The organism is Mesorhizobium sp. (assembly GCF_965229135.1).
GTDB lineage: Bacteria > Pseudomonadota > Alphaproteobacteria > Rhizobiales > Rhizobiaceae > Mesorhizobium.
In genome coordinates, this window is sequence record NZ_OZ245860.1 from 5,420,990 (window position 1) to 5,444,917 (window position 23,928).

The 23,928-nt window shown below is 64.4% G+C and carries 28 protein-coding genes; 13 read left to right on the plus strand and 15 right to left on the minus strand.

Going from position 1 to position 23,928, the window contains the following annotated elements; translation table 11 throughout:
• Nucleotide 1: 1 nt before the first annotated feature.
• The 4 genes from ACO07C_RS26070 to ACO07C_RS26085 all read right to left on the minus strand — a co-directional run bounded on the left by ACO07C_RS26070 (nucleotide 2) and on the right by ACO07C_RS26085 (nucleotide 4,269).
• Nucleotides 2-820, minus strand: coding sequence for an ABC transporter permease (locus ACO07C_RS26070; protein ID WP_421917041.1), 819 nt, complete (start codon nucleotides 818-820; stop codon nucleotides 2-4).
• Nucleotide 821: 1 nt separating this feature from the next.
• Nucleotides 822-1,739 carry an ABC transporter permease gene (locus ACO07C_RS26075; protein ID WP_421917042.1) on the minus strand — a complete coding sequence of 306 codons (918 nt, stop codon included), beginning with the start codon at nucleotides 1,737-1,739 and terminating at the stop codon, nucleotides 822-824.
• Between the two features lie 117 nt (nucleotides 1,740-1,856).
• On the minus strand, nucleotides 1,857-3,146 hold the full coding sequence (locus ACO07C_RS26080; protein WP_421917043.1) for an ABC transporter substrate-binding protein: 1,290 nt from the start codon (nucleotides 3,144-3,146) through the stop codon (nucleotides 1,857-1,859).
• 34 nt (nucleotides 3,147-3,180) lie between these two features.
• Nucleotides 3,181-4,269: an ABC transporter ATP-binding protein gene (locus tag ACO07C_RS26085; protein WP_421917044.1), complete on the minus strand. Its 1,089-nt coding sequence runs from the start codon at nucleotides 4,267-4,269 to the stop codon at nucleotides 3,181-3,183.
• Between the two features lie 264 nt (nucleotides 4,270-4,533).
• Here ACO07C_RS26085 and ACO07C_RS26090 point away from each other — a divergent pair, with 264 nt between their 5' ends.
• The gene (locus ACO07C_RS26090) at nucleotides 4,534-5,247 is read left to right on the plus strand and encodes a GntR family transcriptional regulator (protein WP_421917045.1); all 714 of its coding nucleotides are present in this window, start codon (nucleotides 4,534-4,536) and stop codon (nucleotides 5,245-5,247) included.
• Between the two features lie 38 nt (nucleotides 5,248-5,285).
• On the opposite strand, the gene ACO07C_RS26095 is transcribed toward ACO07C_RS26090, so the two are convergent.
• On the minus strand, nucleotides 5,286-5,660 hold the full coding sequence (locus ACO07C_RS26095) for an outer membrane protein (protein WP_421917609.1): 375 nt from the start codon (nucleotides 5,658-5,660) through the stop codon (nucleotides 5,286-5,288).
• Nucleotides 5,657-5,932: a hypothetical protein gene (locus ACO07C_RS26100; RefSeq protein WP_421917047.1), complete on the minus strand. Its 276-nt coding sequence runs from the start codon at nucleotides 5,930-5,932 to the stop codon at nucleotides 5,657-5,659. Before ACO07C_RS26100 ends, ACO07C_RS26095 begins: the two co-directional genes overlap by 4 nt.
• Nucleotides 5,933-6,471: 539 nt before the next feature.
• Between ACO07C_RS26100 and ACO07C_RS26105 the strand changes: the two genes are divergently transcribed.
• A complete protein-coding gene (locus ACO07C_RS26105) occupies nucleotides 6,472-8,517 on the plus strand; it encodes an amidase (RefSeq protein ID WP_421917048.1) in 2,046 nt (681 codons plus the stop codon).
• A gap of 142 nt (nucleotides 8,518-8,659) precedes the next feature.
• The gene (locus ACO07C_RS26110; protein WP_421917049.1) at nucleotides 8,660-9,367 is read left to right on the plus strand and encodes a hypothetical protein; all 708 of its coding nucleotides are present in this window, start codon (nucleotides 8,660-8,662) and stop codon (nucleotides 9,365-9,367) included.
• Between the two features lie 48 nt (nucleotides 9,368-9,415).
• Here the strand turns inward: ACO07C_RS26110 and ACO07C_RS26115 are convergent, their stop codons facing one another.
• A complete protein-coding gene (locus ACO07C_RS26115) occupies nucleotides 9,416-9,745 on the minus strand; it encodes a hypothetical protein (protein WP_421917050.1) in 330 nt (109 codons plus the stop codon).
• On the minus strand, nucleotides 9,721-10,131 hold the full coding sequence (locus ACO07C_RS26120) for a hypothetical protein (protein ID WP_421917051.1): 411 nt from the start codon (nucleotides 10,129-10,131) through the stop codon (nucleotides 9,721-9,723). Before ACO07C_RS26120 ends, ACO07C_RS26115 begins: the two co-directional genes overlap by 25 nt.
• A gap of 134 nt (nucleotides 10,132-10,265) precedes the next feature.
• On the opposite strand from ACO07C_RS26120, the gene ACO07C_RS26125 reads away from it, so the two are divergent.
• The 4 genes from ACO07C_RS26125 to ACO07C_RS26140 all read left to right on the plus strand — a co-directional run bounded on the left by ACO07C_RS26125 (nucleotide 10,266) and on the right by ACO07C_RS26140 (nucleotide 13,188).
• A complete protein-coding gene (locus ACO07C_RS26125) occupies nucleotides 10,266-10,817 on the plus strand; it encodes an isochorismatase family protein (protein WP_421917052.1) in 552 nt (183 codons plus the stop codon).
• 436 nt (nucleotides 10,818-11,253) lie between these two features.
• On the plus strand, nucleotides 11,254-12,453 hold the full coding sequence (locus tag ACO07C_RS26130) for an amidohydrolase family protein (RefSeq protein ID WP_421917053.1): 1,200 nt from the start codon (nucleotides 11,254-11,256) through the stop codon (nucleotides 12,451-12,453).
• Between the two features lie 97 nt (nucleotides 12,454-12,550).
• The gene (locus ACO07C_RS26135) at nucleotides 12,551-12,808 is read left to right on the plus strand and encodes a type II toxin-antitoxin system Phd/YefM family antitoxin (RefSeq protein ID WP_421917054.1); all 258 of its coding nucleotides are present in this window, start codon (nucleotides 12,551-12,553) and stop codon (nucleotides 12,806-12,808) included.
• A complete protein-coding gene (locus tag ACO07C_RS26140) occupies nucleotides 12,805-13,188 on the plus strand; it encodes a type II toxin-antitoxin system VapC family toxin (RefSeq protein ID WP_421917055.1) in 384 nt (127 codons plus the stop codon). Before ACO07C_RS26135 ends, ACO07C_RS26140 begins: the two co-directional genes overlap by 4 nt.
• A gap of 58 nt (nucleotides 13,189-13,246) precedes the next feature.
• Here the strand turns inward: ACO07C_RS26140 and ACO07C_RS26145 are convergent, their stop codons facing one another.
• Together ACO07C_RS26145 and ACO07C_RS26150 are read right to left on the minus strand one after the other, a co-directional pair.
• Entirely contained in the window at nucleotides 13,247-14,245 is a 999-nt protein-coding gene (locus tag ACO07C_RS26145) for a DUF535 family protein (RefSeq protein WP_421917056.1), read from the minus strand.
• A gap of 300 nt (nucleotides 14,246-14,545) precedes the next feature.
• On the minus strand, nucleotides 14,546-14,998 hold the full coding sequence (locus tag ACO07C_RS26150) for a GNAT family N-acetyltransferase (RefSeq protein WP_421917057.1): 453 nt from the start codon (nucleotides 14,996-14,998) through the stop codon (nucleotides 14,546-14,548).
• Nucleotides 14,999-15,199: 201 nt separating this feature from the next.
• On the opposite strand from ACO07C_RS26150, the gene ACO07C_RS26155 reads away from it, so the two are divergent.
• Nucleotides 15,200-15,403 (plus strand): hypothetical protein, encoded by a 204-nt coding sequence (locus ACO07C_RS26155; RefSeq protein WP_421917058.1) that lies wholly within the window; start codon nucleotides 15,200-15,202, stop codon nucleotides 15,401-15,403.
• A gap of 40 nt (nucleotides 15,404-15,443) precedes the next feature.
• On the opposite strand, the gene ACO07C_RS26160 is transcribed toward ACO07C_RS26155, so the two are convergent.
• Nucleotides 15,444-15,749, minus strand: coding sequence for a hypothetical protein (locus ACO07C_RS26160; RefSeq protein ID WP_421917059.1), 306 nt, complete (start codon nucleotides 15,747-15,749; stop codon nucleotides 15,444-15,446).
• Nucleotides 15,750-15,941: 192 nt separating this feature from the next.
• Nucleotides 15,942-16,247 carry a DUF982 domain-containing protein gene (locus tag ACO07C_RS26165; protein WP_421917060.1) on the minus strand — a complete coding sequence of 102 codons (306 nt, stop codon included), beginning with the start codon at nucleotides 16,245-16,247 and terminating at the stop codon, nucleotides 15,942-15,944.
• Between the two features lie 587 nt (nucleotides 16,248-16,834).
• Between ACO07C_RS26165 and ACO07C_RS26170 the strand changes: the two genes are divergently transcribed.
• Both ACO07C_RS26170 and ACO07C_RS26175 read left to right on the plus strand, forming a co-directional pair.
• On the plus strand, nucleotides 16,835-16,933 hold the full coding sequence (locus ACO07C_RS26170) for a putative RiPP precursor (RefSeq protein ID WP_421917061.1): 99 nt from the start codon (nucleotides 16,835-16,837) through the stop codon (nucleotides 16,931-16,933).
• Nucleotides 16,934-17,406: 473 nt separating this feature from the next.
• Nucleotides 17,407-17,496 (plus strand): putative RiPP precursor, encoded by a 90-nt coding sequence (locus ACO07C_RS26175; protein WP_421917062.1) that lies wholly within the window; start codon nucleotides 17,407-17,409, stop codon nucleotides 17,494-17,496.
• 103 nt (nucleotides 17,497-17,599) lie between these two features.
• Here ACO07C_RS26175 and ACO07C_RS26180 read toward each other — a convergent pair whose 3' ends face one another.
• Nucleotides 17,600-18,340 carry a sulfotransferase family protein gene (locus ACO07C_RS26180; RefSeq protein WP_421917063.1) on the minus strand — a complete coding sequence of 247 codons (741 nt, stop codon included), beginning with the start codon at nucleotides 18,338-18,340 and terminating at the stop codon, nucleotides 17,600-17,602.
• Nucleotides 18,341-19,005: 665 nt separating this feature from the next.
• Here ACO07C_RS26180 and ACO07C_RS26185 point away from each other — a divergent pair.
• Together ACO07C_RS26185 and ACO07C_RS26190 are read left to right on the plus strand one after the other, a co-directional pair.
• A complete protein-coding gene (locus ACO07C_RS26185; protein ID WP_421917610.1) occupies nucleotides 19,006-20,202 on the plus strand; it encodes a PLP-dependent aminotransferase family protein in 1,197 nt (398 codons plus the stop codon).
• 120 nt (nucleotides 20,203-20,322) lie between these two features.
• Nucleotides 20,323-21,087, plus strand: a complete 765-nt coding sequence (locus tag ACO07C_RS26190) for a hypothetical protein (protein ID WP_421917064.1) — start codon at nucleotides 20,323-20,325, stop codon at nucleotides 21,085-21,087.
• A 53-nt stretch (nucleotides 21,088-21,140) separates the two neighbouring features.
• Here the strand turns inward: ACO07C_RS26190 and ACO07C_RS26195 are convergent, their stop codons facing one another.
• Nucleotides 21,141-21,419: a hypothetical protein gene (locus ACO07C_RS26195; RefSeq protein WP_421917065.1), complete on the minus strand. Its 279-nt coding sequence runs from the start codon at nucleotides 21,417-21,419 to the stop codon at nucleotides 21,141-21,143.
• Nucleotides 21,420-21,735: 316 nt separating this feature from the next.
• The gene (gene yghU / locus ACO07C_RS26200; RefSeq protein ID WP_421917066.1) at nucleotides 21,736-22,608 is read right to left on the minus strand and encodes a glutathione-dependent disulfide-bond oxidoreductase; all 873 of its coding nucleotides are present in this window, start codon (nucleotides 22,606-22,608) and stop codon (nucleotides 21,736-21,738) included.
• Between the two features lie 377 nt (nucleotides 22,609-22,985).
• On the opposite strand from yghU, the gene ACO07C_RS26205 reads away from it, so the two are divergent.
• Nucleotides 22,986-23,891: a S1C family serine protease gene (locus tag ACO07C_RS26205; RefSeq protein ID WP_421917068.1), complete on the plus strand. Its 906-nt coding sequence runs from the start codon at nucleotides 22,986-22,988 to the stop codon at nucleotides 23,889-23,891.
• Nucleotides 23,892-23,928 lie beyond the last annotated feature (37 nt).

Consider the following 23,928-nt stretch of genomic DNA (forward strand, 5'->3'; position numbering starts at 1 on the left):
GTCACGCTCTCGCCCGGCGGCGGCCGACATAGATGATCGAGCCCAGCGTCGCCAGGATGACCAGGAAGGAGAACACGGTGGTCACCGTGCCCAGCGCGTAGAGCACCGGCGTGGTGACGTTGGTGGTCATGCCGTAGATTTCGAGCGGCAGCGTGTTGAAGGTGCCCGATGTCATCAGCGTGCGGGCGAACTCGTCATAGGAGAGCGTGAAGCCGAACAGGCCGACGCCGATCAGGCTCGGCGCGATCATCGGCAGCACGACATGGGCGAAGGTCTGCCAGGACGTGGCGCCGAGGTCGCGCGCGGCTTCCTCATAGGCCGGCGAGAAGCGGTTGAAGACGGCGAACATGATCAGCACGCCGAAGGGCAGGGTCCAGGTCAGGTGCGCGCCGAAGGCCGACGTGTACCAGGCCGGGCGGAAGCCGACCTGCTGGAAGACAACGCCGATGCCGAGCGAAATGATGATGGAGGGCACGACGAGGCTGGCGACCGCGAGGTAGAACAGGGCGGTGGCGCCGCGAAACTTCTGGCGGAAGGCGAGGCCGGCCAGCAGCGACACGACGACGGTGACGACCATCACCATCAGGCCCAGCACCAGCGAGCGCTTGAAGCTGCCGCCGAAATCGCCGACCGCCTGGCGCTCGAACAGATTGGCGAACCAGTGCAGCGATACGCCGTTGAGCGGGAAGGTGAGGCCGCCGGTCTCGCCCTGGAAGGAGAGGATGAGGATCGCCGACAGCGGGCCGTAAAGGAACAGCACGAACAGCGCGAAGAAGGCCGCCAGCACGTAGAATTCGAGGGTGCGTTTCTCGTGGCTCACGTCAAAGCTCCCTGCGGATATCGACGATGCGCAGGATGCCGGCGACCATCAGCAGCACCAGCACCAGCAGCACCACGGCGTTGGCGGCGGCGGCCGGATATTGCAGCAGCGACATCTGGTTCTTCATCATCAGCGCCACGGAGGCGCTCTGGCCGCCCGACATCACCTGCACGGTGGAGAAGTCGGCCATGACCAGCGTGACGACGAAGATGGTGCCGATGGCCATGCCGGGCTTGGCCAGGGGAATGATGACGTTCCACAGCACCTGCCAGCCGGAAGCGCCGGCATCGCGCGCGGCCTCGACCAGTGAGCGGTCGATGCGCATCAGCGTGTTGAAGATCGGCGTCACCATGAACAGCGTGTAGAGATGCACCATGGCCAGCACGACGGCGAATTCGGAATAGAGCAGCCATTCGATCGGTTTTGGCACCAGCCCCAGATGCACCAGCGTCGAGTTGATCAGCCCGTTGCGGCCGAGCACCGGGATCCACGAGATCATGCGGATGATGTTGGAGGTCAGGAACGGCACGGTGCAGACCAGGAACAGCACCATCTGCATCGCCGTCGTGCGGATGTGGAAGGCCAGGAAATAGGCGACCCAGAAGCCGATGAACAAGGTCAGCGCCCAGACGATGACGGCGAACTTGATGGTGTTGAGATAGGTCTTCCAGGTGACCCAGGAGCCCAGCACGTCGGAATAGTTGGTGGTCAGGAAATCCGGGTACATGGCGGCGAAGTCGTAATCCCAGAAGGACACGACGACGATCATGATGATGGGCAGCAGCAGGAACGCGCCGAGGATGATGGCCAGCGGGGCGGATTGCAGGTAGGGCGTGACGGCGCCGAGCGAGAGACGGCGGCGGCGCCTCGTGGAGCTGGCGGCTGTGGCAATGGCGGGGCGTTCGAGCGCGACTGTCATGCGGAACACCTTTGGGGTGTGGTGGGAGGATTTCGTAAGCCGCGATCCTTCGCGCCGCCCTCTGTCCTGCAGGGCAGAGGGGGCGCGAAGGAACGGAGCATGTCCAGTTAGCTGCCCCTACGCCGCGATGAACTCGTTCCAGCGCTTCACCATGTAGCGGTCTTCGTCCATGACCGAGTTCCAGCAGGCGACCTTGCCCATGCGTTCCTCGAACGAGCCGCCGTCGCGCACGGCGCCGGCCTTTTCCATGACGGTGCCGTCCGGGGCCTTGATCTCGCCCTTGGCCGGCTTGCCCTCGATCCAGTAGCCCCACTCGTCCTCGGACATGAACTTCTTGGCCGAGACCATGTTGGCCGAGTAGTAGCCCTGGCGGTTGAGATAGCCGCCGACCCAGCCCGACGTGTACCAGTTGATGTATTCATAGGCCGCGTCGAGTTCGGCGCCCTTGAGATGGGCGGCGAGGCCAAGGCCGCCGCCCCACGAGCGGTAGCCCTCCTTGAGCGGCTGGAAGCGGCAGGGAATGCCCTTGGAGCGCACGGCGGCCACCGCCGGCGACCACATGGACTGGATGACGACCTCGCCCGACGCCATCAGGTTGACGCTCTCGTCGAAGGACTTCCAGAAGGCGCGGAACTGGCCGCCCTGCTTGGCCTTGATCAGGAAGTCGATCGTCTTGTCGATCTCATCCTTGGTCATGTTGCCCTTGTCGGCGTATTTGATGTTGCCCATCGCTTCCATGATCATGGCGGCGTCCATGATGCCGATGGAGGGGATGTTGAGGATGGCGGTCTTGCCCTTGAAGGCCGGGTCCATGATGTCGGCCCAGCTGTTGATGTCGCGGCCGACGAGGTCGGGTCGGATGCCCAGCGTGTCGGCGTTGTAGATGGTGGGCACCATGGTGAACCAGTTGGTCGGCGCCTTGGCGAATGTCTTGGAATCCTGCGCCTCGACGAAGCCGACCGTGTGCGGCGCCGTGCCCTGGGCGATGACGCTATCGGGGGTCAGCTTGCCGGTTTTGAACAGCGGCACCAGCTCGTCGTAATATTTCAGCTTGCTGACATCCATCGGCTGCAGCACGCCGGTGGGGAACACTTTCTTGCAGATCCAGTATTCGATGTCGGCGATGTCGTAGCTGTCGGGCTGGGTCACGGCGCGCTGTGCGGCGGCGTCGGAATCGGTCGCCGTCATCTCCAGCGTGATACCGAGGTCGGCCTTGCACTTGTCGGCGATGGCGTTGAGATTCGACACGCCGGTGCCGAACTGGCGCAGCGTGATGTTGGACTGCGCCCAGATGGTCGGGAAGCCGGTGATGACGCCGGAGCCCGCGGCGAGGCCGATGGCGGCGGCACCGGTCTTGAGCAGCGAGCGGCGCGAAATGCCAGTCTTGGTTTCTATCGTGTTTGTCATGCCTATTCCCCTGTCTTGTTTTGCTTGGTTGAGTTCATGAGTGAAGGCGCCCGAGCACGATGGCGTCCTGCGCATCCCAGGCGAGCGGAACCGCGTCGCCAATGGCGACGGGCCGGGCGAAGAAGTCGGAATCGTCGATGATGACGGTGAAGTCGTCGATGCCGGCGCCGCTGACCGACAGTTTTACCGTGGCGCCGCGATATTCGATGTTGGAGACGATGCCGTTGAAGCCGAGGCCGGGCGAGGGCGCCTCGCCGATGCGCACATGGTCGGTGCGTATGGCGATGTCGATCGGCGCGCCCGGCTGCTGGCCCTGTCCGCGGGCGGCGAGCGAGGCGCCGCCATTGACGTCGAAGACGACCATGCCGTCGCGCTCGCCCGTAACGCGCCCGGAGATGACATTGTGGTCGCCCATGAAGCGCGCGACAAAGGCCGTGGCCGGCCTTTCGAACACGTCGCGCGGAGGTGCCGCCTGTTCGATGCGGCCGTCATTCATCACCACGATCAGGTCCGCCAAGGCCATGGCCTCCTCCTGGCTGTGGGTGACGTGGACGAAGGTGATGCCGAGCGAGGTCTGCAGCTTCTTCAGCTCGGCGCGCATGCGTATCTTCAGGAATGGGTCGAGCGCCGACAGCGGCTCGTCGAGCAGCAGCGCCTCCGGGTCGGTGATCAGCGCGCGGGCGAGCGCCACGCGCTGCTGCTGGCCGCCGGAAAGCTGCGCGGGGCGGCGCGTCGCATAGGCCTCCATCTGCATCAGCTTCAGCATGTCGAGCGCCTTGGCGCGGCGCTGTTCCTTGTCCACGCCCTTCATCTTCAGGCTGAAGGCGACATTGTCGATGAGGTCGAGATGCGGAAACAGCGCATAGGACTGGAACATCATCGCCGTGCCGCGTTTGGCCGGCGGCAGGTCGGTGACGACGGTATTGCCGAGGCGGACATCGCCCGACGAGATGCTTTCATGGCCGGCGATCATGCGCAGCGTCGAGGTCTTGCCGCAGCCGGACGGACCAAGCAGGCAGCAATAGGTGCCGGCCGGAATCTTCAGGCTGATGTCCTCGACGGCGGTCGTCGTTCCATAGACTTTCGAAACGGACACGATGTCGATCTCGGCGGCTTTGGACATTCAGGCTTCCCCGTTTGGTCGTATTAACCAATGCATCATGCGTGCCAATCTCGGGCTGACCGGCCAAGCGTTTGAATTGTCGGAAAAATCAGGGTTCCTGGCCGCTGCCTAACCGCGAGGCTGCTTTGTGCGTTGCACAAATTATGGGCGATTGTGCGCGATCTGCACGCAAATCGTATGCAATCTTTTTTGGCTTCGTGTTCACTTTGCCTCTCGCGAGGGAAGGACGAGTCGCGTTAGAAGGAGGCGGGAACCATCATCGCCATGAACATCGCCGATCAGATCTATTCCGCCGCCGACAGCGCCAACCAGGATCGCGCCCAGGCGATCCGCGACAATCTGCGCGACGCCATCGTCGACCGCCGGCTGGCGCCGGGCACCAAGCTGTCGGAAGGCGAGGTCGGCACGCTGTTCGACGTGTCGCGCACAGTCGCGCGCGCGGCGCTGCAGATGCTGTCCTTCGAAGGGCTGGTGCGCACCGAGCGCAATCGCGGCGCCTTCGTCGCCAATCCGTCGCCCGAGGAAGCGCGCCAGGTGTTCGCGTCACGCCGGCTGATCGAGCCCGGCATCGCCATTGCCGCCTGCGGGCGCATCACCGCCGCCGACATCGCCGCCTTCAAGGCGCAGCTCGACGAGGAAGGCCGCTTCATCGCCGCGCGGGGCCCGACCGCGCGCCGTTCCGAAATCAAGGCGTCCGGCGATTTCCATTTGCTGCTCGCGTCCGTCGCCGGCAATGCCATCCTGCAGCGCTTCATGGAGGAACTGGTGGCGCGCTCGTCGCTGGTCATCGCGCTCTACGGCCGCTCCGGCGTCTCGAGCTGCGGCCACAACGAGCACCTGCGGATGCTGGACGCGCTGGAGCGCGGCGATGCGGGCCTCGCCAGCCGGCTGATGGGTCACCACATCGACCACATCGAGGCCGATCTCGACCTGCGCAAGCGCCCGGGCGTGGCGCTCAAGGACGCGCTGGATTTCTGAGGACGATCAGCTTGTTGCAGCGGCTTGCCGACGCGGCGTCAGAACTTGTAGCTGAAGCCGATCTTGACGGCGTTTTCCTTCAGTTTCACCTCGGTGCCGCCGTTGCCGGCGGCCGGTGTGTCGAAGGTGGTGCTGCCAAGGTCGGTATAGCGATAGTCGACATTGGCGACGAAGTGATCGGTGAAGGCGTAGGCAAGGCCCGCACCCACGGTCCACCCGGCCTTGGTGCCGCTGTAATCGGCTCCCGGAACAATTGGGCCGGGGAAGGTTTGAATGCCGCCGCCGTTGTAGTTGATGAAGGCCACGCCGCCGGTCACGTAGGGCAGGAAGCGGTCGTAGGCATAGCCGACCTGGCCGCGCAGCGACCCGCCATAGTTAAGAGTAACTGATTCTCCGTTGGGGCCTGTGTTCAGCCGGGCGGCAGCTCCTTGTTGAAGTAGCTGTAGAGATCGCCTTCGATGCCAAGGACGACGTTGTTGTCAAACTGATAGCGATAGCCGGCCTGGCCGCCCAGGGTGAATGCATTGGGCGAGGGTGAGCCTTCAAAGCCTCCGGGGAAGCCGGGAAATGTGATGCTGGTATCGACCCAGGAAAATCCGCCCTGGACGCCGACATAGACGCCGGACCAGGAAAACGATGGGGAAGCGGCCGGCTCCAGCATATCGGCGGCATGGGCCGTGCTCATTGCGAGCAAGGATATCCCAATGACCAGTGCAATCCGCATCGAATTCAACCCTCAATAGGCCGAGTTCTAGGCGCGTCGCGGCGGTGAGTCTGTAACCTATTGGCAACGCATGGATAAAAAGGTCCGCTGTCGAGTGGACGCGCTTGAGGGAGTGCCAACGTCGACGCCCCCCTCTCCCGGTCTCTATACGGGGAGAGGGTAAGGGTGAGGGGCAGCGCTGACGGTTCGTTATGATGCTAGCCCGCTAGCATGCAAGAACCTGTCACCCATGCAATCGGCCCTTTCTGTTACCCATCTATGCGGGTCGCGGTTTTTGTCCCCGATCGGCTTTCCGATTGAACAGGCCGACCTGTTCAATCATCTCGTACCGTCGGCGTCGCCCCTCATCCCCCTGCCGGGACCTTCTCCCCGTATAGTGACGGGGAGAAGGGGCTGTCGCAATGCTGGCGCCCGCCATGCGCGCGAGGTGTGCAACAGGTCTTTACCCGGCCTCCTTTCACAGCCAATAACAGCCAGCCTAACAACGCCGGAAGAATCCCATGACCGACCTTCACATCGTCGAGGCGACGATCGCCCAGTTGCGGCGGGCGCTGGAGGAGGGCGTCGTCACCAGCGTCGAGCTGGTCGGCGCCTATCTGCGGCGCATCGCTTTCTATGACCGGCATGGCATCGCGCTGAACGCGGTTCCCATACTCAATCCAAGAATGTTCGAGGAGGCCGCCGCTTCCGACCGGCGCCGCCAGGCGGGCGGCCTGCTGGGGCCGCTGGACGGCATCCCTTACACGGCCAAGGACAGCTACAAAGTGGCGGGGTTGACGGTGGCTTCCGGCTCGCCCGCCTTCGAGCATCTCGTGGCCAACGAAGACGCCTTCACCATCGCGCAACTGCGCGCCGGTGGCGCGGTGCTGGTCGGGCTCACCAACATGCCGCCCATGGCCAATGGCGGCATGCAGCGCGGCGTCTATGGCCGGGCCGAAAGCCCCTACAATGCCGATTACCTGACGGCCGCCTTCGCGTCGGGCTCTTCCAACGGTTCGGGCACGGCCACCGCCGCCAGCTTCGCCGCCTTCGGGCTGGGCGAGGAGACATGGTCTTCCGGCCGCGCGCCGGCTTCCAACAACGCACTGGTTGCCTACACGCCGTCGCGCGGCGTCATTTCGGTGCGCGGCAACTGGCCGCTGGTGCCGACCATGGATGTGGTGGTGCCGCATACGCGCGGCGTTGCCGACATGCTGGAACTGCTCGACGTGATCGTGGCCGACGATGCGCGGACGCGCGGCGATTTCTGGCGCGCGCAGCCCTGGGTGACGCTGCCGGCAAGCTCGGCCTCGCGGCCGCCAAGCTATGTCGGGCTGCCGCTGGAAGGCGCGCTGAAAGGCAAGCGGCTGGGCGTGCCGCGCATGTATGTCGGGCGCGATACGGAGGCAACCAGACCGATCGAAACCCGCGCCTCGGTGCTGGACTTGTGGCGGCAGGCTGCGGAAGATATGAGAAGGCTCGGCGCCGAGGTGGTCGAGGTCGATTTTCCCGTCGTCTCCAATTACGAACGCGACCGTCCCGGCGCGCAAAGCATGGTCGATCGCGGCATCGTGCCCCTGGATTTCGCCGAGCGTGAAATCTGGGACCTCTGCGTCTTCGGCTGGGACGATTTCCTGCGGGCCAATGCCGATCCGAACATCCCGGATCTCGCCTCCGTCGATGGTCCGAACATTTTTCCGCAGCCGCCGGGCACGTTGCCCGACCGCTATGTCGGCGATTTCAGCGTTGCCGACTATGTCGAGCGGGCGAAGCTTGGCGTCGCTGCAATAGCCGACATTCCGGCGCTGGAAGACGGGCTGAAGGGGCTGGAGGCGACGAGGCGGATCGATTTCGAGAACTGGCTGGACGCGCAAGGCCTTGATGCGGTGGTGCTGCCGGCCGTCGCCGATGTCGGGCCGGCCGACGCGGACGTCAACGAAGCCTCGGCCGTGCTTGCCTGGCGCAACGGCACCTGGGTGGCCAACGGCAACCTTGTGTGGCGGCACCTGGGCATCCCCACCGTGACGGTGCCGATGGGGACAATGGCTGACATCGGCATGCCGGTGGGGCTGACCTTTGCCGGCAAGGCCTATGACGACACAAGGCTGCTGTGCCTCGCCGGCGATTACGAGCGCGCCACACGGCGCCGCGCCAGCCCGCCGCGCACGCCTGAACTTGCGGATGACGTGTTCGCGGTGCGGGCCGGCGGCGTCGCCAAGGCCGGCACCGCGCCGCTGGCGATCACGCTTGCAGCCGATACGCTCGGAGCGGGCGACGAGGATGAGGTCGTCATTAACATCGATATCGCCGGCGATGCGGCGGCGCTGGCCAGCGTGCAGGCGCATGTGAATGGATGGGCGGTCGAATTGCGACGTAGCGAGACGCCGCCGGTCGAAACGCCCAAGGGCAGCATCCGCTTCACCGGCGTCGCGCTGGTGCCCGCCGACGAGCATCGCAGGGTTCACAGTGCCTGGCGCGGCGCCTACGGCTCGATCGTGACCGCCATTGTTCGCTCGCAGGATGGGCGCACCAGTGGCGCCTATGTGGTGACCGGCGGGATCGGGTGACAGACGAACGCCGATCTGCCAAGGTGGCAAGGCCGGGCGTTCGGTGTGGTGTTAAAGCAGCGCTCGGGAGGGGTGTGTGCATGCGTACGGGTCAGCTCCGCTGATTGCGGTTTTGCGTTCGAGATTTCTGCAGGCTCTTGTGGTGTCCGCCGCCCTGGTGGGCATGATCGAGGGCTGCGCCGGCCCTCGCACCATTGAAAGCGCGGTTCCCATGGCCTCTCCCGTCGAAGCCCGTCCATCCTGCACCGCGCAATGGCTCGCGCATGGCCACACCAGCCAGCCGGAGGCGCAGGCTTTCGCCAGGAAATGCCTGGAGGCGCAGGGCGTGGTGGCCAGGCAGTTCGACGACAAGACCATTGCCCGCAAGATGACGGCGCTGATCGGGGCGGAGCATCCGCTGACCGCGCTCGAGCCGGCCGACATCGGCGAGTTCTGCCCCGGCTATCTCAGGCAGGACCGCGAGGGCCGCGCCGTGTTCTGGCGCACGCTGCTCTCGGCCCTGGTCCATGCGGAATCCGTCAACAGCAGCGCGGCGGCCTTCTGGGAGGAAGACCAGGGCCAGTACTCCATCGGCCTCATGCAGCTCTCGCTTGCCGACGAGCCCAGATACAAATGCGGCTTCAAATCGGAGGCCGAGATCACCGATCCCGACCGTAACCTTGCCTGCGGCATCAAGGTCGTCACCATGCTGGTCGGCAAGGACGGGCTAATCGGCGGCGGCGTTGGTCACGAGATGAAGGGCGCGGCTGCCTACTGGCAGAATTTGCGCCAGCCCCTGCCGGTGCGGGCCCAGTTAATCAAGGCGACCAGGGCTGTCGCCATGTGCCAGGGCGACGGGCGAAGCTCGTAGGCAGGCTGGGCGTGGTTGGCGGGCGGAGACGCTGGTGCCCCCACAACCTCAGGGGTTGTCGCAACTATCGCTCATCGCCTTGCGCCACGGCCCGCCCTTGCGCTGTCTGCGGGCAAACCATCCAGGCGGCAGGTCGCTGATCTGCAGCAGCGACTTGTCTGTCGCGATGACCTCTTCAAGGCCGACAAGCATGGCCTCTTTCATTTCGAAGCCGGCTTCCCAATTGAGGAATTGCCAAGCTCCGTCATCCTCGTCGTGCACCACATGGTCGACGGAATGTTCGCCGCCCATGATCCGGCGTGTCGTGATGACCGCGACATTGCGAGGCTCATCGAAGGGCCAATTGTCGTTGGTCATGACGGCAGCGAGGCCAGCCATGCCTCCCAGAATTCCTGATGCATGTGGACGAAGACAGGGATGATATCGGGGCCTTCGTCAAATATGTCGACCAGATCCGTCTTTTGGGGAATTTGTCCCATCTTCACTTTGCAAGCCATCAAACCTAGGCTCATCTTGATGGTGGTTTCTTCCGGATAGACATTTGCGCTCGCCCCGTAACAGAAGGGCAGCAGGCCATCGACTTCGAGGTGCTGACGTATCTGGAACAAGGCTTCGAAAAAGTCGTCCTCCTCGGCCTCGATCACCTTGCCTCGATAGGTGCAGGTCAAGCTGCAACTGGTGCCGTTGCGGTCAAGTGTAAATACTGCCTGCTCATCCCCGCCGGTGCCTCCACCTACAAGGAACACGCTACGCTGTTCTGCCATACTCTCCCCTTCGGCGTCGTCCGAAGCGTGGTTTGATAAAGTCGAATTTTCCAGCAGTCGACTATTTGTTTGTCGATGCTCTTACCAATAGCCGCGATCCTTGAACGGCCCAACCGCCATGGTAAGTAACTTACATGTCAGAGCCAGACCTCCCATCATCCGCCCCGCTCGTCGTGATCGACCTTCAGACCGGCATGTTCGACGGCGTGCATGAGCCGCCGATCCATGATGCCTTGGGCATTGTCGAGCGGACCCGCGCGCTGATCGGCTGGGCGCGGCGGGACGGGCGCAAGGTTGCCTTCATCCGCCATGACGGGCCGGCGGGCGATCCGCTGGCGCCTGGTGAACCCGGCTGGCCGGTATGGGCAGCACTTGCCCAGGCAGCCGACGAGCCGACCTTCGCCAAATCCGTGCGCGATGCCTTCAGCAACCCGGCCTTCGCCGACTGGGTGGGCGAACAGGGCGCAGGCGCTGTGGTGCTGGCCGGCGCGCAGACCGACTTTTGCGTGGCCGCGACCGTGAAGGGCGCGATGGCGAGGGAGCTCGGCGTCACGGTGGTCGAGGATGCGCATTCGACGCTGGACAGCGGCGGCGAGACGGCAGGCGAGATCATCGCCCGGCACAATGTGGAGTTTAAAGGGGCGGGCGTGACGCTGGTGACGACGGAGGAATTGGTGGGCCGGTGAGGCGGGGGATTAGGCTTGGCACGGGAGCGATGGCGCAAACGCCTTCTTCCGGCGCCGCGCTGCCCCTCATTGCCCTGCCGGGCATTTCTCCCCGTATAGTGACGGGGAGAAAGACGCCTTCGCCAACGATTTCGCCAATTGCCAACGTTGCAAGATGGGTGCCGAGAATGCGGCCAACTCTCTTCTCCCCGTCACTATACGGGGAGAAGGTGCCGGCAGGCGGATGAGGGGCAGCGCCAGCGTTGGATCGAACAAGGGAAGATGCGCCCGGCCCTTCCATCCTGAATCACTATCCCGCTCCATCTCCTTGTTCGGCATCATCTTTCCCGCCTGAGCACACATTCACCTGAAAACACTTTCCACCTTTTCCCATGTTGACCCTCGCGGCGCGCGCATGGTCTAGCCTTGGCGTAACGATCCTGACGATGGTGATGCCGTGACCGCCTCGAATACCCGATTTGCCAATGCCAGGCTGGCCGATGGGTCGCTGGTTGACCTCACCGTCGCCGATGGCCGCTTCAGCGCCATCGCGCCGGCCGGCGAGAGTGCGCCGGCCATCGAGACCATCGATCTCGGCGGCCAGCTCACGGTGCCCGGCTTCGTCGAAGGGCATATCCATCTCGACACATCGTTCCATGGCGACGCGTGGCGGCCGCATATTCCCTGCACGGCCGGTTTCGACGTGCGCGAGCGCGTGGCGTTCCAGTCGCGCAACCTTGCGGCCGCGGCGCCGATGGCGGTGCGGGCGAAGAACCAGCTGGAGCTGTGCGTCGCCCATGGCAGCCTCTCGATGCGCAGCCATGTCATGGTCGACGGCTCGGTCGGGCTGAAGCACCTTGAGGTGATCCTGGCCGTGCGCGAGGCGCACCGCGACCTCATCGACATCCAGCTCGTCGCCTTCCCGCAGAGCGGCATCCTGTCCTCGCTGGGCACGGCCGAACTGCTGGAGGAGGCGCTGAAGCTCGGCTGCGATCTGGTCGGCGGGCTCGACCCCGCGAGCTTCGACCGCGACGTGAAGGGGCATCTCGACGTGGTGTTCGGCCTGGCGCGAAAGCATGGCGTCGGCGTCGACATCCACTTGCACGATGGCGGCACGCTCGGCCTGTTCGAGATCGAGGAGATCGCCGCGCGGACGAAGGCTGATGGCATGCAGGGGCATGTCGTCGTCAGCCATGCCTACGCGCTGGGCGAGTTTTCCGGCGACGCGCTGAAGAAGGCCGGCGACATGCTGGCGGCCTCGGGCGTCGCGATCATGACCAACGCGCCGGGCAACCACGCCTTCCCGCCGGTCGCGTCCCTGCGGCAAGCCGGCGTCACCGTGTTCAGCGGTTCCGACAACATCCGCGATTCCTGGTGGCCCTATGGCGATGGCGACATGCTGAACCGTGCCAACATGATCGGCTACCGCTCCGGCTTCTACGAGGATCACGAGCTGGATGCGGCCTTCGACGTGGTCACCCATGCAGGCGCCCGGGCGTTGCGGCTTGACAATTATGGCATCGGGGTCGGCGCCGCCGCCGATTTCGTGACGCTTGGGGCGCAGCATGTCCCCGAGGCGGTGGTGGCGGTCCCGAAGGCGCGCACAGTTTACCGCCGGGGCAGGGCGGTGGCGAGGGATGGCAAGCTGCTGGGGTGAGAGGCGCCTGTCTGTCTTGCGTTGAAATGGACCATGGAATGGTCTAGATTTAGCCTGGGCTTGGACCAGTATCTGGTCCAGAACAGGATGTGCCGCAATGCAGATATCGGTGACAGCCGCGAAGGGGCAGTTGACGGAACTGGTTCGGCGCGCGGAGGCGGGTGACGAAGTCATCCTGACCCGGCATGGCCACGCCGCGGTGCGGCTCGTGCCCGTGAATGCTGTATCGGACAGGAAATCCCGCCGGGCATTGATGGAGGCGGTGCGGATCTCCGCCGCCCCGAAGGCATCAGCTGGGCCAAGTGCCGCCCGCAGCCAGGATTTCCTCTATGGCGATGACGGTCTGCCCGAATGATCGCCGTCGATACGTCGGCGCTGATGGCGATCATACTCGATGAACCGGAGGCCGGTGCCTGCATCCGGGCGATCGAGGTCGAAGATGACCTGGTGATCTCGTCCGGCACCGTGGCGGAAGCGCTCATCGTCGCGGCAAGGCGCAATGTCGGTGAGGAAATGGCGCGGCTGATCGACGGGCTCGGCTTTGAAATCGTCAGCGTGACGCCCGCCTCGGCCCGGCGTATCGCGATGGCCTATGAGAGTTGGGGCAAAGGCATTCATCCGGCCGGACTGAACTTCGGTGACTGCTTCGCCTATGAGGTGGCGAAAGAACATGTCTGCCGCCTGCTCTATGTCGGCGACGATTTTTCAAAGACCGATATTGAGGGCGCCCTCTAGTTCACCAAAATGGCCGCGCCGGAAGGCTTGGCTGAACCGGCGAAGCGCGCACGCCGCATCAGGCCTGGCCCTCGCACCAGTAGGGACTGCCGGATGCCACGGCCAGGCCTGGTGCGGCCGGCAGGGGTTGCGGCGAAAACAGGCTCCTGCCGATGTCCAGGAACTCACGCTTGTGGAGATCGCGGCGGGTTGAAGCCGGCGCGGTCAGCGCGTTCCTGGCGGGGATGATGAAGCCGAATTCGCCGCCGACCTCGCCGCCCCGGTCGAGCCAGTATTCGTCCATGTCGGCATGCTTGCGCATGCGGTTCTTTGAGACGCGGTAGTTGATCGTGTGACGGGCATTCGACACGCCGAGCAAATAATCGGCGCCGCCGCCCAGCGCTATGCCCTCCATCACCAGCAGGGCCGCGTCCTTCGGCCTCAGCCCGCCCATGTCGCGCGTGGCGTCGATCACGCCGCGCTTGGCGCCCTGCCGCCTGTTGCCCTGGATGCCGCCTATGGCGACCGTGTAGCCGCCGCCGCGCAGCCTGTAGAGAATGAAGCTCAGCTTGACCAGTTCAAGGCGGTCGCTCTGCCGGGTGAGCCTGATCGTGAAGACGCCCTCATGGGCGGCCGCGGACATGACGGCAAGGTGCATGCTCAGCGCATAGGCATCGCGCTTTCCGGCCACCACGCCGATGTGCATCGGACGTCCAAGCCAGGCCGCCTCCAGCCGCTCGCGCGGCAAGGTCGCCGCGGCAAGCGTGAAATGATCGGCAACCAGCTCGAAGCCGCGGCCGTCCGGCACCCTAAGCGCGAAGAACTTGTAGGTCTTCTTGCGCAGCAGCTCGTCGATCGGGCCGCCCAGCCGGTACTGCCGCCCGAAGCTGGACACGAAGCTGAACCATTTGAAGAAATTTGCCGGCTTGCAGGCGAACCGGCCAAGGAAGACCGCCGACCGCTTCGCGCCCATGCGGGCGCAGAGGCCGCCAAGCTGCGCGGCGACGCCGCCCGCTTCCCGCAGCCAGCCGGACCTATCCGGCCTCTTGCTGGTATCGATGCTCAAAATCCGTACCACATGTCTTTCCAGCGCAAAGGCAAGCCGCCCACGCGCCTCGCCGTTTCCCATCAGCCGGACGATGAAAGCAGTCTTCGGACACCCTTCCGCAGTGCGGATGATGGTCTCAAGGCCAAACGCCGCGGTTGCTATCCCCCGAACATTGCCTAGACATTACACATTCGCGAAACTCATGGACTATACGGATTTGTATAGATTAGAGCCTTTGAATGTATGTATAGGGCGAAGTCGAGACGGCGCGCCGACTTGGTGCACCAAGGAGAGGTGCGTGCCAGCCGCTTATTAGCCATGGCAGCTTGCCTATGGCAGCACGCGCTCCATGATGATGGTGCGTTCCTCGCCATGATAGCTGTCGCGTATAGCGGTGAATCCCAGCCTGGCGTAGAAGGCTTCCGCCGTAACGGACGAGGGGACCGCCAGCGTGGTGATGCCGGCCTCGCGCGCGGCATGTTCGATCTCGTCCATCAGCCGCCTGCCGATACCTCGCCCCTGAAGGTCGGGATCCACGAACACGGTCCTGACGACGCCGCCATCGAGACTGGCGGTTCCGGCGATGCGGCCGGCGATCTCGGCGACGAACACCTTGCGCCTGCCGATGAGCTTGCGCACGGCGGATGGGCTGAAACTCAGTTCCACGCGCTGGATGATGTCCGCCGGGTAGTCCCTGGCATTGGTTTGGCGCAGCGCCCGCAAGATGACCGCGCTCATGCCTTCGGCATCGCTTTCGCGGGCGGCTCGAACTGCGTACTCCATTGCGGGCTCCAGCGTCGTTGTTCCCGCCCTATCGTATCGCGGACATAACCCTGGTCTGCTCCTGAAGCGACCTCATCGGCCCACTCCGTCGGGTTTTGGTAAAAATATCCGGCGATCATCGTTTCGCCACGCGGCCAGCGTCTATAACCGTCCTGAAACCCTGATCCGCAATCGCCCGAACCGGGCAGAAACGAGAATCCCATGGCTACAACAGCAGCATTAGTCTGGTATCTGGTCATCGCCGGTCCGCAAGGGGGCATGGTTGTGCTGCCCAGCACGTTCGACAAGCGCGAACAATGCACCGCCGCGATCACCGAATATCAGAAGCAGCCGGCGCCGGCGGGCTGGTCGCTGCAGTGCGTTCCCAGCGCCTCGCCCTTCACCGACAATGGCTCGGCGGAGTAGGCGGTAGCCCGGCTCGACGCGCTCCGGACCGCCGGCCTGATCAGATCTCGTCGAAGCGGCCCTCGCGGGTGGGGTGGCGCGTGATCGCTGCTTCCTCCTCGTCGTCGGGCAGCGCGTCATCGCTGTCCTGATACGGGTTGTCGTCGTCTTCTTCCGGCAGGTCGCCATCCTTCTCCGTGTCGAAGCGGTCGTCGTTTTCCGGCATGCCGTCGGGCAGGATCTCTGCGCCCTTGATGGCGTCCCAATCCTGTTGGCCGATCGTCGGGCCGTCGACGTCCTGGCTTTCGACGTCCTGCTCCTCGAAGGGGTTTTCTGTGTGGATGGGTGGTTGTCCGCGCGGTGCCATTCTGGTCTCCCTATGTGGCGACTGCAGGAGTCGCGGGGTTTGCGAAATTGAATCCGTTCGCCGCTCTATAGCCTTGCTCGGGCACCAATTTTTGCCGGTGCCATCGCAGTTCGAATGTCGAGTGAGTCTAAACGGCTGCAAGCGAAAGTCGGCTGAAGCGCCATGGTTCCGGCCTGTCGATCGAAAGGCGGATCACGCCTGGGGACGTGGGGCGAACAGCGAGGCGGCGAGCTTGTCCAGCGCACGCAGGCCGCCGGGGCGCTCCGTGGCCCTGAGCAGGCCCTGTTCGCGCGCCGCGCGCTCGAAGGCGGACCAGGCGACGGCGGGCCGGCACGCGCCGCTTTCGGCCGCGGCCAGCAGGCGCGCGGCGGTCTTGTAGCTTCTGGCCTCCTTGTTGCACCAGCGGCCTTCGAGAGCCCGGCGCGCGTCGGCCAGCGACGACACCACCATGGAGCGGGCATCGATGAAGCGCAGGGTCAGCGAGGGCAGGGCGCGCATTGCGCTGGGCTCACCAGCCGAGCCACTCGCGCGTGCGCCAGGCAAGGCCCGCAAAGGGCGCGACGAGGACGAGAAACACCAGCATCATCGTCAGGGGATGCCTGGTCATCGAGGGTCGCGGAGCCATCGCAAGGTCACTTTCTGCTGTTGAGAACCGGTTTGCAAATCGTGGGCATAACGTCACTTCCGCAAAGTGGTTGCATCGCCCGGCCCGTTGCAAAAGGGGCGCTGGTTTTTCCTCTGGGCGGGTGGTTCGCGGCCTTGGCGCGAGGCGTGTTCGGCTTCGAATCAAATGCGTGGGATCATGCGCGCAAACGCAATATCCAAGGCTGATGGAACCTTCGCGCCGTGGGGACGTTTTATAGCTGGATCGCCCCCCCTCGCGATCCTAAGCCCCAAGTACAGCCCCACCGGCCTCCCCGTCCGGTGGGGCTTCGTTTATGTGGACGGGGTTTATGTGGCCCCGGCATCGACGGGCTGGAACAATCGATTTCCGGCGGTGTTCCCGCGGTCGCGCTTGGCGAAGGGTTGACAGTGAGCAACCTTGGCGCGTGTTATCCGCCCGTATCCAACTTGGGGAGTCGGGGATGAAGAAAACCTACGAGAAGCCGGTGCTGGTGCGCCGTGAAAAACTGTCAAAGGTCACCGCGGCCGGACCGCAAAGCGGCAATATCGGTCCGGTTTGAGGTTACTAGCCAGCCCGCCAGCCGCAAGGCGGCGGGCTTTTTCAAGGCTCTTGTGGGCCCTTCCTGCATCACCGGGCGGGGAACTGTCCGTTATCCGGCTATTAAATGCATGCGACAGGTTGACATGCGAACAAGCCGGGCGAGAGCCTGCAACCTATTTATCACAGGAGATGGCATGAAGAAAATCTATGAGAAGCCGGTGCTGGTGCGCCGCGAAAAGCTCTCGAGCGTCACGGCCCAGCCGCTACCGTCGCAGCAGGCCTGATCGTTCTGACCGACCCGCTGCCGCGGCAGCCGGGTTTCTTCCCAAGCCCTTAAACGTCATGGAGCGCCGAGGCGTCGCGTCGGGCCGTACGGCTTCAGCATGGCTCGTTTGCCATGCATTGCTGGACCTAAAGACAGCCTGGCGCGAAGGGTTGACATCAGGCGGGCTGGACGCGAGTTTCCGGCCGCATCCAATTGGGGAGTCAGGAATGAAGAAAGTCTACGAGAAGCCGGTGCTGGTGCGCCGCGAAAAGCTGTCGCGGGTCACCGCCGCTCCGTCGCCATCCAAGGTGGGCTGACGGTCCGGACAAGAATGACCCGCCACCCGCAAGGTGGCGGGTTTTTCGTTTCAGGGGGCTAAGAGGCATCCCTCGCCGTCATCGCCCTACCAATGCGGCTGCCTTATCCCAGCGACAACAGCAGGGCGGCGAGCGCCAGCAAAATGGCCGCCACCGACAGGCCCAGCATGATGTAGGAGCCGTTGATGATCTCGGCGATGATCTTCTTGAAGGTCGCGCGGTCATTGATGTTGGGGAAGGGCTCGTCGGGTTCGGCCACACCCAGGAAGCGGCAGAGCGGGGCCCAGCCGTCGGTCACCTTGAAAACCAGCAGCCGGTCCGGCGGCACCGCCGCCCGCACCTCCTCGATATAGGCGCTATAGCGCGAGATCGCCTTTTCGCGGTCGTCCATCACGCCGTTCAGCGTGCGGCCCCACATCAGCTTGTTGGCCATGTCGCCGAACTGCCAGCCGAGCGGGGTCAGCCATTCCAGAATCTTGAACTGCCAGACATTCCTGGTGAAATAGATCGTGTCGACGGTGCTGTCATACCAGGCCGCGGGGCCGCGCGGATGGAGGGTGAGCAGCACCTTGGCGTCGGGGTAGGCGGCGAGCAATTCCTTCCAAACGCAGCAACCGGGATTGTCGACCGTGGCGGTATAGTTGGCGAAAACCTGCTCCCAGTCCTGCTGGCTGCCAGGCGGGCTGTTGGCCACCTTGCGCCAGAAATCGAGATGGCCCTTGTTGGCCTTGATCATGATCACTTCCTGCATGTGGTAGCAGGGAAAGCCGAGCCTGTTCAGCGCGGCGAAGGTCGACCACGTACCGGTGCGGCCCAAGCCGGCCCCGATGACCTTGAGCGTCATTTTCCTGTCCCCTCACTGGCCGTCCCCTTGGCCGCTGCCCCCCCTTTTCACGGGTTATTTCAGTGCGGGCTTATGTTGCCTCCGCCTGAATTGGCGCGCAACGAATTTCCTCGTCAGTGGGGAAAAACACTACAGACATGTCGTCAATCCGGCTTCGTCCGGGATGGCTGGCGTAGCCGCCATCGCCGACTGTTCCCGGCCTGCCAGCCAGAACAATCGACGCAGCCCGGCCCGGAAGGCGCGCCGGCCAAGCGATTGCGTGTCCACATCATCAGGTCGGCCGTCAGGGGCGAAACCTCGGCGGCGCAAGGCGATCGGACGTAGGCCTGCCGCATGCGGGGAAGCATGGCCTCTTCGGTCTCGCCCCGCGCGATCACCGGCGGCGCGATCTGGCCGCGCGGGCGCCGAGCGGGCCGGACCGCCTCATCGCGCGAGAACGCGCCGCCGCGTGTTCCATCGTGGTTGCCGTTAGCTGGCGCGACGCATATCGACCTTCTGGCTATTCCAGCGGGCGCCGACCGGTGATAATAGGTCAGTGAGATTGACCTAAAGCGCGTTGCGCCTGAACGGCTGACGCGCTTTGGTTTTGTTTGCTACATGCCGTCATCCCGAAGCTCGCTTTGGGCGGCATGCATTGGATCGACTGGGAGGTCGTGTTGACTTTGATGGACCTGTTGGCGTCGCGCTCGTCGCGCATGAAGGCGTCGGAAATCCGCGAGCTGCTGAAGCTGCTCGACCAGCCCGACATCATCTCGTTCGCCGGCGGCATTCCAGACCCTTCGCTGTTTCCGTCGGCGGCGATCGCCGAGGCCTATGCCTCGGTGCTCGCTGGAGCGGAGGCGGGCGCGGCGCTGCAATACCAGGTCAGCGAAGGCTACCTGCCGCTGCGGCGCTGGCTGGTCGGCCTGATGGGCAAGCTCGGCGTACCCTGCGACGAGGGCAACATCCTCATCACTTCCGGCTCGCAACAGGGGCTGGACTATCTGGGCAAGCTTTTCCTGTCGCCGGGCGACACCGCGCTGGTGACATGGCCGACCTATCTTGGCGCGCTGCAGGCCTTCAACGCCTACGAGCCGCGCTACGACCGGCTGACGCCCGATGGCGGCAACATGACGCCGGCGGCCTACCGCGCGGCGGCGGCGGCCAATGGCGGGCGGCCGAAATTCGCCTATCTGGTGCCGGATTTCGCCAACCCGACCGGCGAGACGCTGAGCCGCCAGCAGCGCGAGGCGGTGCTCGACCTTGCCGGCGAACTCGACATCGCCGTCATCGAGGACGCCGCCTATCGCGCGCTGCGCTATGACGGCGAGGCCGTGCCGCCGATCCTGGCGCTGGACTGCGCCCGCTCCGGCGGCATCGACAAGGCGCGCACCATCTATTGCGGCTCGTTCTCCAAGATATTGTCGCCGGGCATGCGCGTCGGCTGGATCTGCGCGCCGCGCGCCGTCATCGAAAAGCTGGTGCTGATGAAGCAGGCGTCCGATTTGCACAGCCCGTCGATCAACCAGATGGTCATGCACCGCGCCGCCGAAAACGTCTTCGACGGCCAGGTCGAGAAGCTGATCGGCGCCTATGGCGCGCGCCGCGACGCGCTGCTCGGCGCGCTCGAGGCGCATATGCCGCATGGCGTGACCTGGAGCCGCCCGGAAGGCGGCATGTTCGTCTGGGTGACGCTGCCGGAAGGCATCGATGCCACCGAGCTTCTGGCCCGATCGGTCAAGGAATCGCGCGTCGCCTTCGTGCCCGGCAACGCTTTTTACGCCGACGGCACCGGCCGCAACACGCTGCGCCTGTCCTTCACGCTGGCCGACCATCGCGCGGTGAGCGAGGGGATTCCGAGGCTCGCGGCGCTGCTGAAATAGGCGCCGACGCCCGAACCGCCAATTCCGCCGTTGCGCTATTCATTCGCCTCTTGAGCCATCCGGCGGGACGTGACAGGCTAAAGCCGGCCGGGCAGGTCAGCCGTGGCCGCGAGACATAGGATGCCAAGCGCCCCGCCACCACGCATCATCCTGCTGCTCGGCAGCGCGCCCGATGTGGTGCGCTGCGAGGCGTGGCCGAAGGCCGCGTTCAGCCGGATCGTGGCGATCAACAATGCCTGGCGCGTGCGGCCAGACTGGGATTTTCTGGTGCATGCCGGCGATTTCCCGGCGGACCGGCTACCGGGGGATGCAAGGCTGCGGCAGGCGCAGATCTTCAGCGCCCCGCACTATGTGCCGGCGCAGAACGCCTTTGGCGGCTTCGTCTATGCCGGCGCCACCATGGCGCTGACGGCGGCCTATTGGACCATCCACAGCCAGAGGCTGGATGTGCTGGCGTTCCTGGGCTGCGACATGATCTACGACAGGCCCGACAAGACGCATTTCTACGGCATCGGCCACCCCGATCCGCTGCGCGACGACGTCACGCTGCGCAATCTCGAGGCGAAGTCGAACCGTCTGCTGGTCCAGGCGCTGAAGCGCGACTGCCTCTGCGTCAACCTGTCGGACCTGCCGCGCAGCCGGCTGACCTTTCCCAGGCTGGGCTTCGATGAACTGACGGGCCTGTCACAGGAACGGATCGCCAGGATGAAATCGCATATCATCGCCGGCATCCGGCTCGACCGGGCCGAGCAGGCGGAGAGGGCGGAGCAGGAGCTCGGCTATTTCTACGAGGACGGCATGTACTGGAACCATCTCGACGAGATCGACGAGCGGCCGCTGGCCGATATCGACCGGATGTGGATTTCGGCGGTCGAACGCCCCTGACACAAACGAATGGCGGGCCAATCGACCCGCCATTCTTGTAATCGCGGAGAGAATTACGCCTTGCCGCCGCCCAGCGCGTGTATCTTCTCGCAGAACTGAGCGTGTGGCTTGCTCATTGCCGCGTCGTTGCATTCCTTCATCATGGCGGTCTTGTGCCGCTTGGACTCCTTGTCCCAAACCTTCTTCATCTCGGCATCCGACTTCATGGTCGTCATTGCCTTGTCGGTGAAGAAGGGGGCCATCATCTTCGGCTCATCGAGGATGCCGGCAAATGCAGAACCGGCGATTACTGACGCGGCCAGTACTCCAAAGCATACAGTCTTGATGTTCATGATTACCTCTTCCCTGTTTTCGCCCCCTAACGGGGGCAGCCAACAACAGTATCACCGAACAACGTTTCTTTAGAGCTTTCTTATATTTTTGGCGGGTCACGTTTGAGTGAGGCCGCCGGTGGCGGGAAGGGAACGTTTCGCCGACATCACGGTTGTTACAGCGGCCAGTCGCCTAAGCGCCTGGCCGAACAAGGCCTGTCGAGGAACCGGGCCCGTCACCGTGAGGTGGCGGGCTTTCCCCTTTTGGATGGGAAGGGCCCTTATCGCCGCGTGCGCTGCGTCAGGGGGCACGGGTGGCGCACTGCGCCGGTCCGGGCTACTCGGCCGCGGCCGCCAGCTTGTCCTGCGTCTTGGTGTCGAAATCGCTGGCGTCGTGGCGCTCATGCAACTGCAGGGACGGTTCACCGAAGGCGCGGTTGACCATGCGGCCGCGCTTCACCGCCGGCCGTTCGTCGATCGCCTTGGCCCAGCGCTGCACGTGCTTGTACTCGTGCACGGACAGGAACTCGGCTGAATCATTGTACATGCGGCCGAGCGCCAGCCCACCATACCAGGGCCAGACAGCCATGTCGGCAATGCTGTAGTCGCCGCCGCCCAGATATTCATTGTCGGCCAGCCGGCGGTCGAGCACGTCCATCTGACGCTTCACCTCCATCGAGAAGCGGTCGATGGCGTATTCGAACTTCTCCGGCGCATAGGCGTAGAAATGGCCGAAGCCGCCGCCGAGATAGGGCGCCGAGCCCATCTGCCAGAACAGCCAGGACAGCGCCTCGGCCCGCGCCGGCTGCTCGGCCGGCAGGAATTCGCCGAACTTCTCGGCCAGATAGACCAGGATCGAGCCGGATTCGAAGACGCGGATCGGTTCCTTGCCGCTTCGGTCCATCAAGGCGGGGATCTTGGAGTTCGGATTGACCTCGACGAAGCCGCTGCCGAACTGGTCGCCATCGCCGATCTTGATCAGCCATGCGTCATATTCGGCGCCCTTGTGTCCCAGCGCCAGCAGCTCTTCCAGCATGATCGTCACCTTCACGCCATTGGGCGTCGCCAGCGAGTAAAGCTGCAACGGATGCTTGCCGACCGGCAGTTCCTTTTCATGCGTGGGACCGGCGATCGGCCGGTTGATGTTGGCGAAGGTGCCGCCATTGCCCTGTTTCCAGGTCCAGACTTTCGGGGGCGTGTATTCGGTCATCTCGGAAGGCCTCGTGTTTGGGTGGGCGGAGCCCGCTACAGGTAGGGAAGATAGGGCGGGCTGCAAAGAGGGAAGTTCAACTTGCGTTGAACTATTGTCAATGTACGCGCCGCCCCTCATTGTCCTGCCGGACATTTCTACCCGTAGAACGGGGAGAAAGACGCTGTACGAATGATTTCGCCAATCTCCAGCGTTGCAAACAAAGTGCCGGCATTGCGGCCAGCCCCTTCTCCCCGTCACTATACGGGGAGAAGTGCCCGGCAGGGCGATGAGGGGCGGCGCCGGCATCAACGATTGGCCTTCCCACAACCCCTTGCGCCTCGGCTTGCGCGTCATACCTATAAGACATGATAGCAAAGCCCGCCCAGGATAAGAGCATGACCCTCCCCCCTCATTCGCGCTCCGTCGTTGCCGTGCGCGCCACCGTTCCCGATGACGCCTTCACGGCCAGTGCGCTGGGCACGCGCCGGGAAGGCAGCGGCGTCGTGATCCGCGACAACGGGCTGGTGCTGACGATCGGCTATCTCATCACCGAGGCCGAGGAAGTCTGGCTGACCGACCACACCGGGCGCGTCGTGCCGGCTCACGCGCTGGCCTACGACCAGGAGTCAGGGTTCGGCCTGGTGCAGGCGCTGGCGCCGCTCGGCCTGCCGGCGGTGGACCTGGGCGACGCGGCCAAGGCCAAGGTCGGCGACGCGGTGGTGCTGACGGACGGCATCGGTCAGTCCGTGCAGGCCCACATCGTCACCAAGCAGGAATTCGCCGGCTATTGGGAGTATCTTCTGGACGAGGCGATCTTCATCGCGCCGGCGCATCCGTCATGGGGCGGTGCCGCGCTGTTCGGCGAGGACGGCAGTCTGCTCGGCATCGGCTCGCTGCGCCTGCAGATGAGCCGCAATGGCGAGGTCGCCGACATCAACATGGTGGTGCCGATCAATCTCCTGACACCGATCCTCGACGATCTCCTGACGCGCGGCCAGGTGTCCAGGCCGCCGCGCCCATGGCTCGGCGCGCTTTCGGCCGAAAGCGACGGCAAGGTGGTGGTGATGAGCGTCACCGAAGGCGGCCCCGCCGCCAAGGCCGGCCTGCGCCAGGGCGACGTCATATCGGATGTGCGCGACGGCGAAGTCGACGGCCTCGCCGATTTCTATCGCAAGCTTTGGCAAAGCGGCCCGGCGGGCGCCGAGATTCCGATGCGCGTGGTGCGCGGCGGGCGCGAAACCTGGCTGCGCGTGAAGTCGGCCGATCGGGCGAGTTTCCTGCGAAAGCCGCATCTGCAATAGCGGGCGCATCATGACCGATGTGCTAGCGATCGGCGTA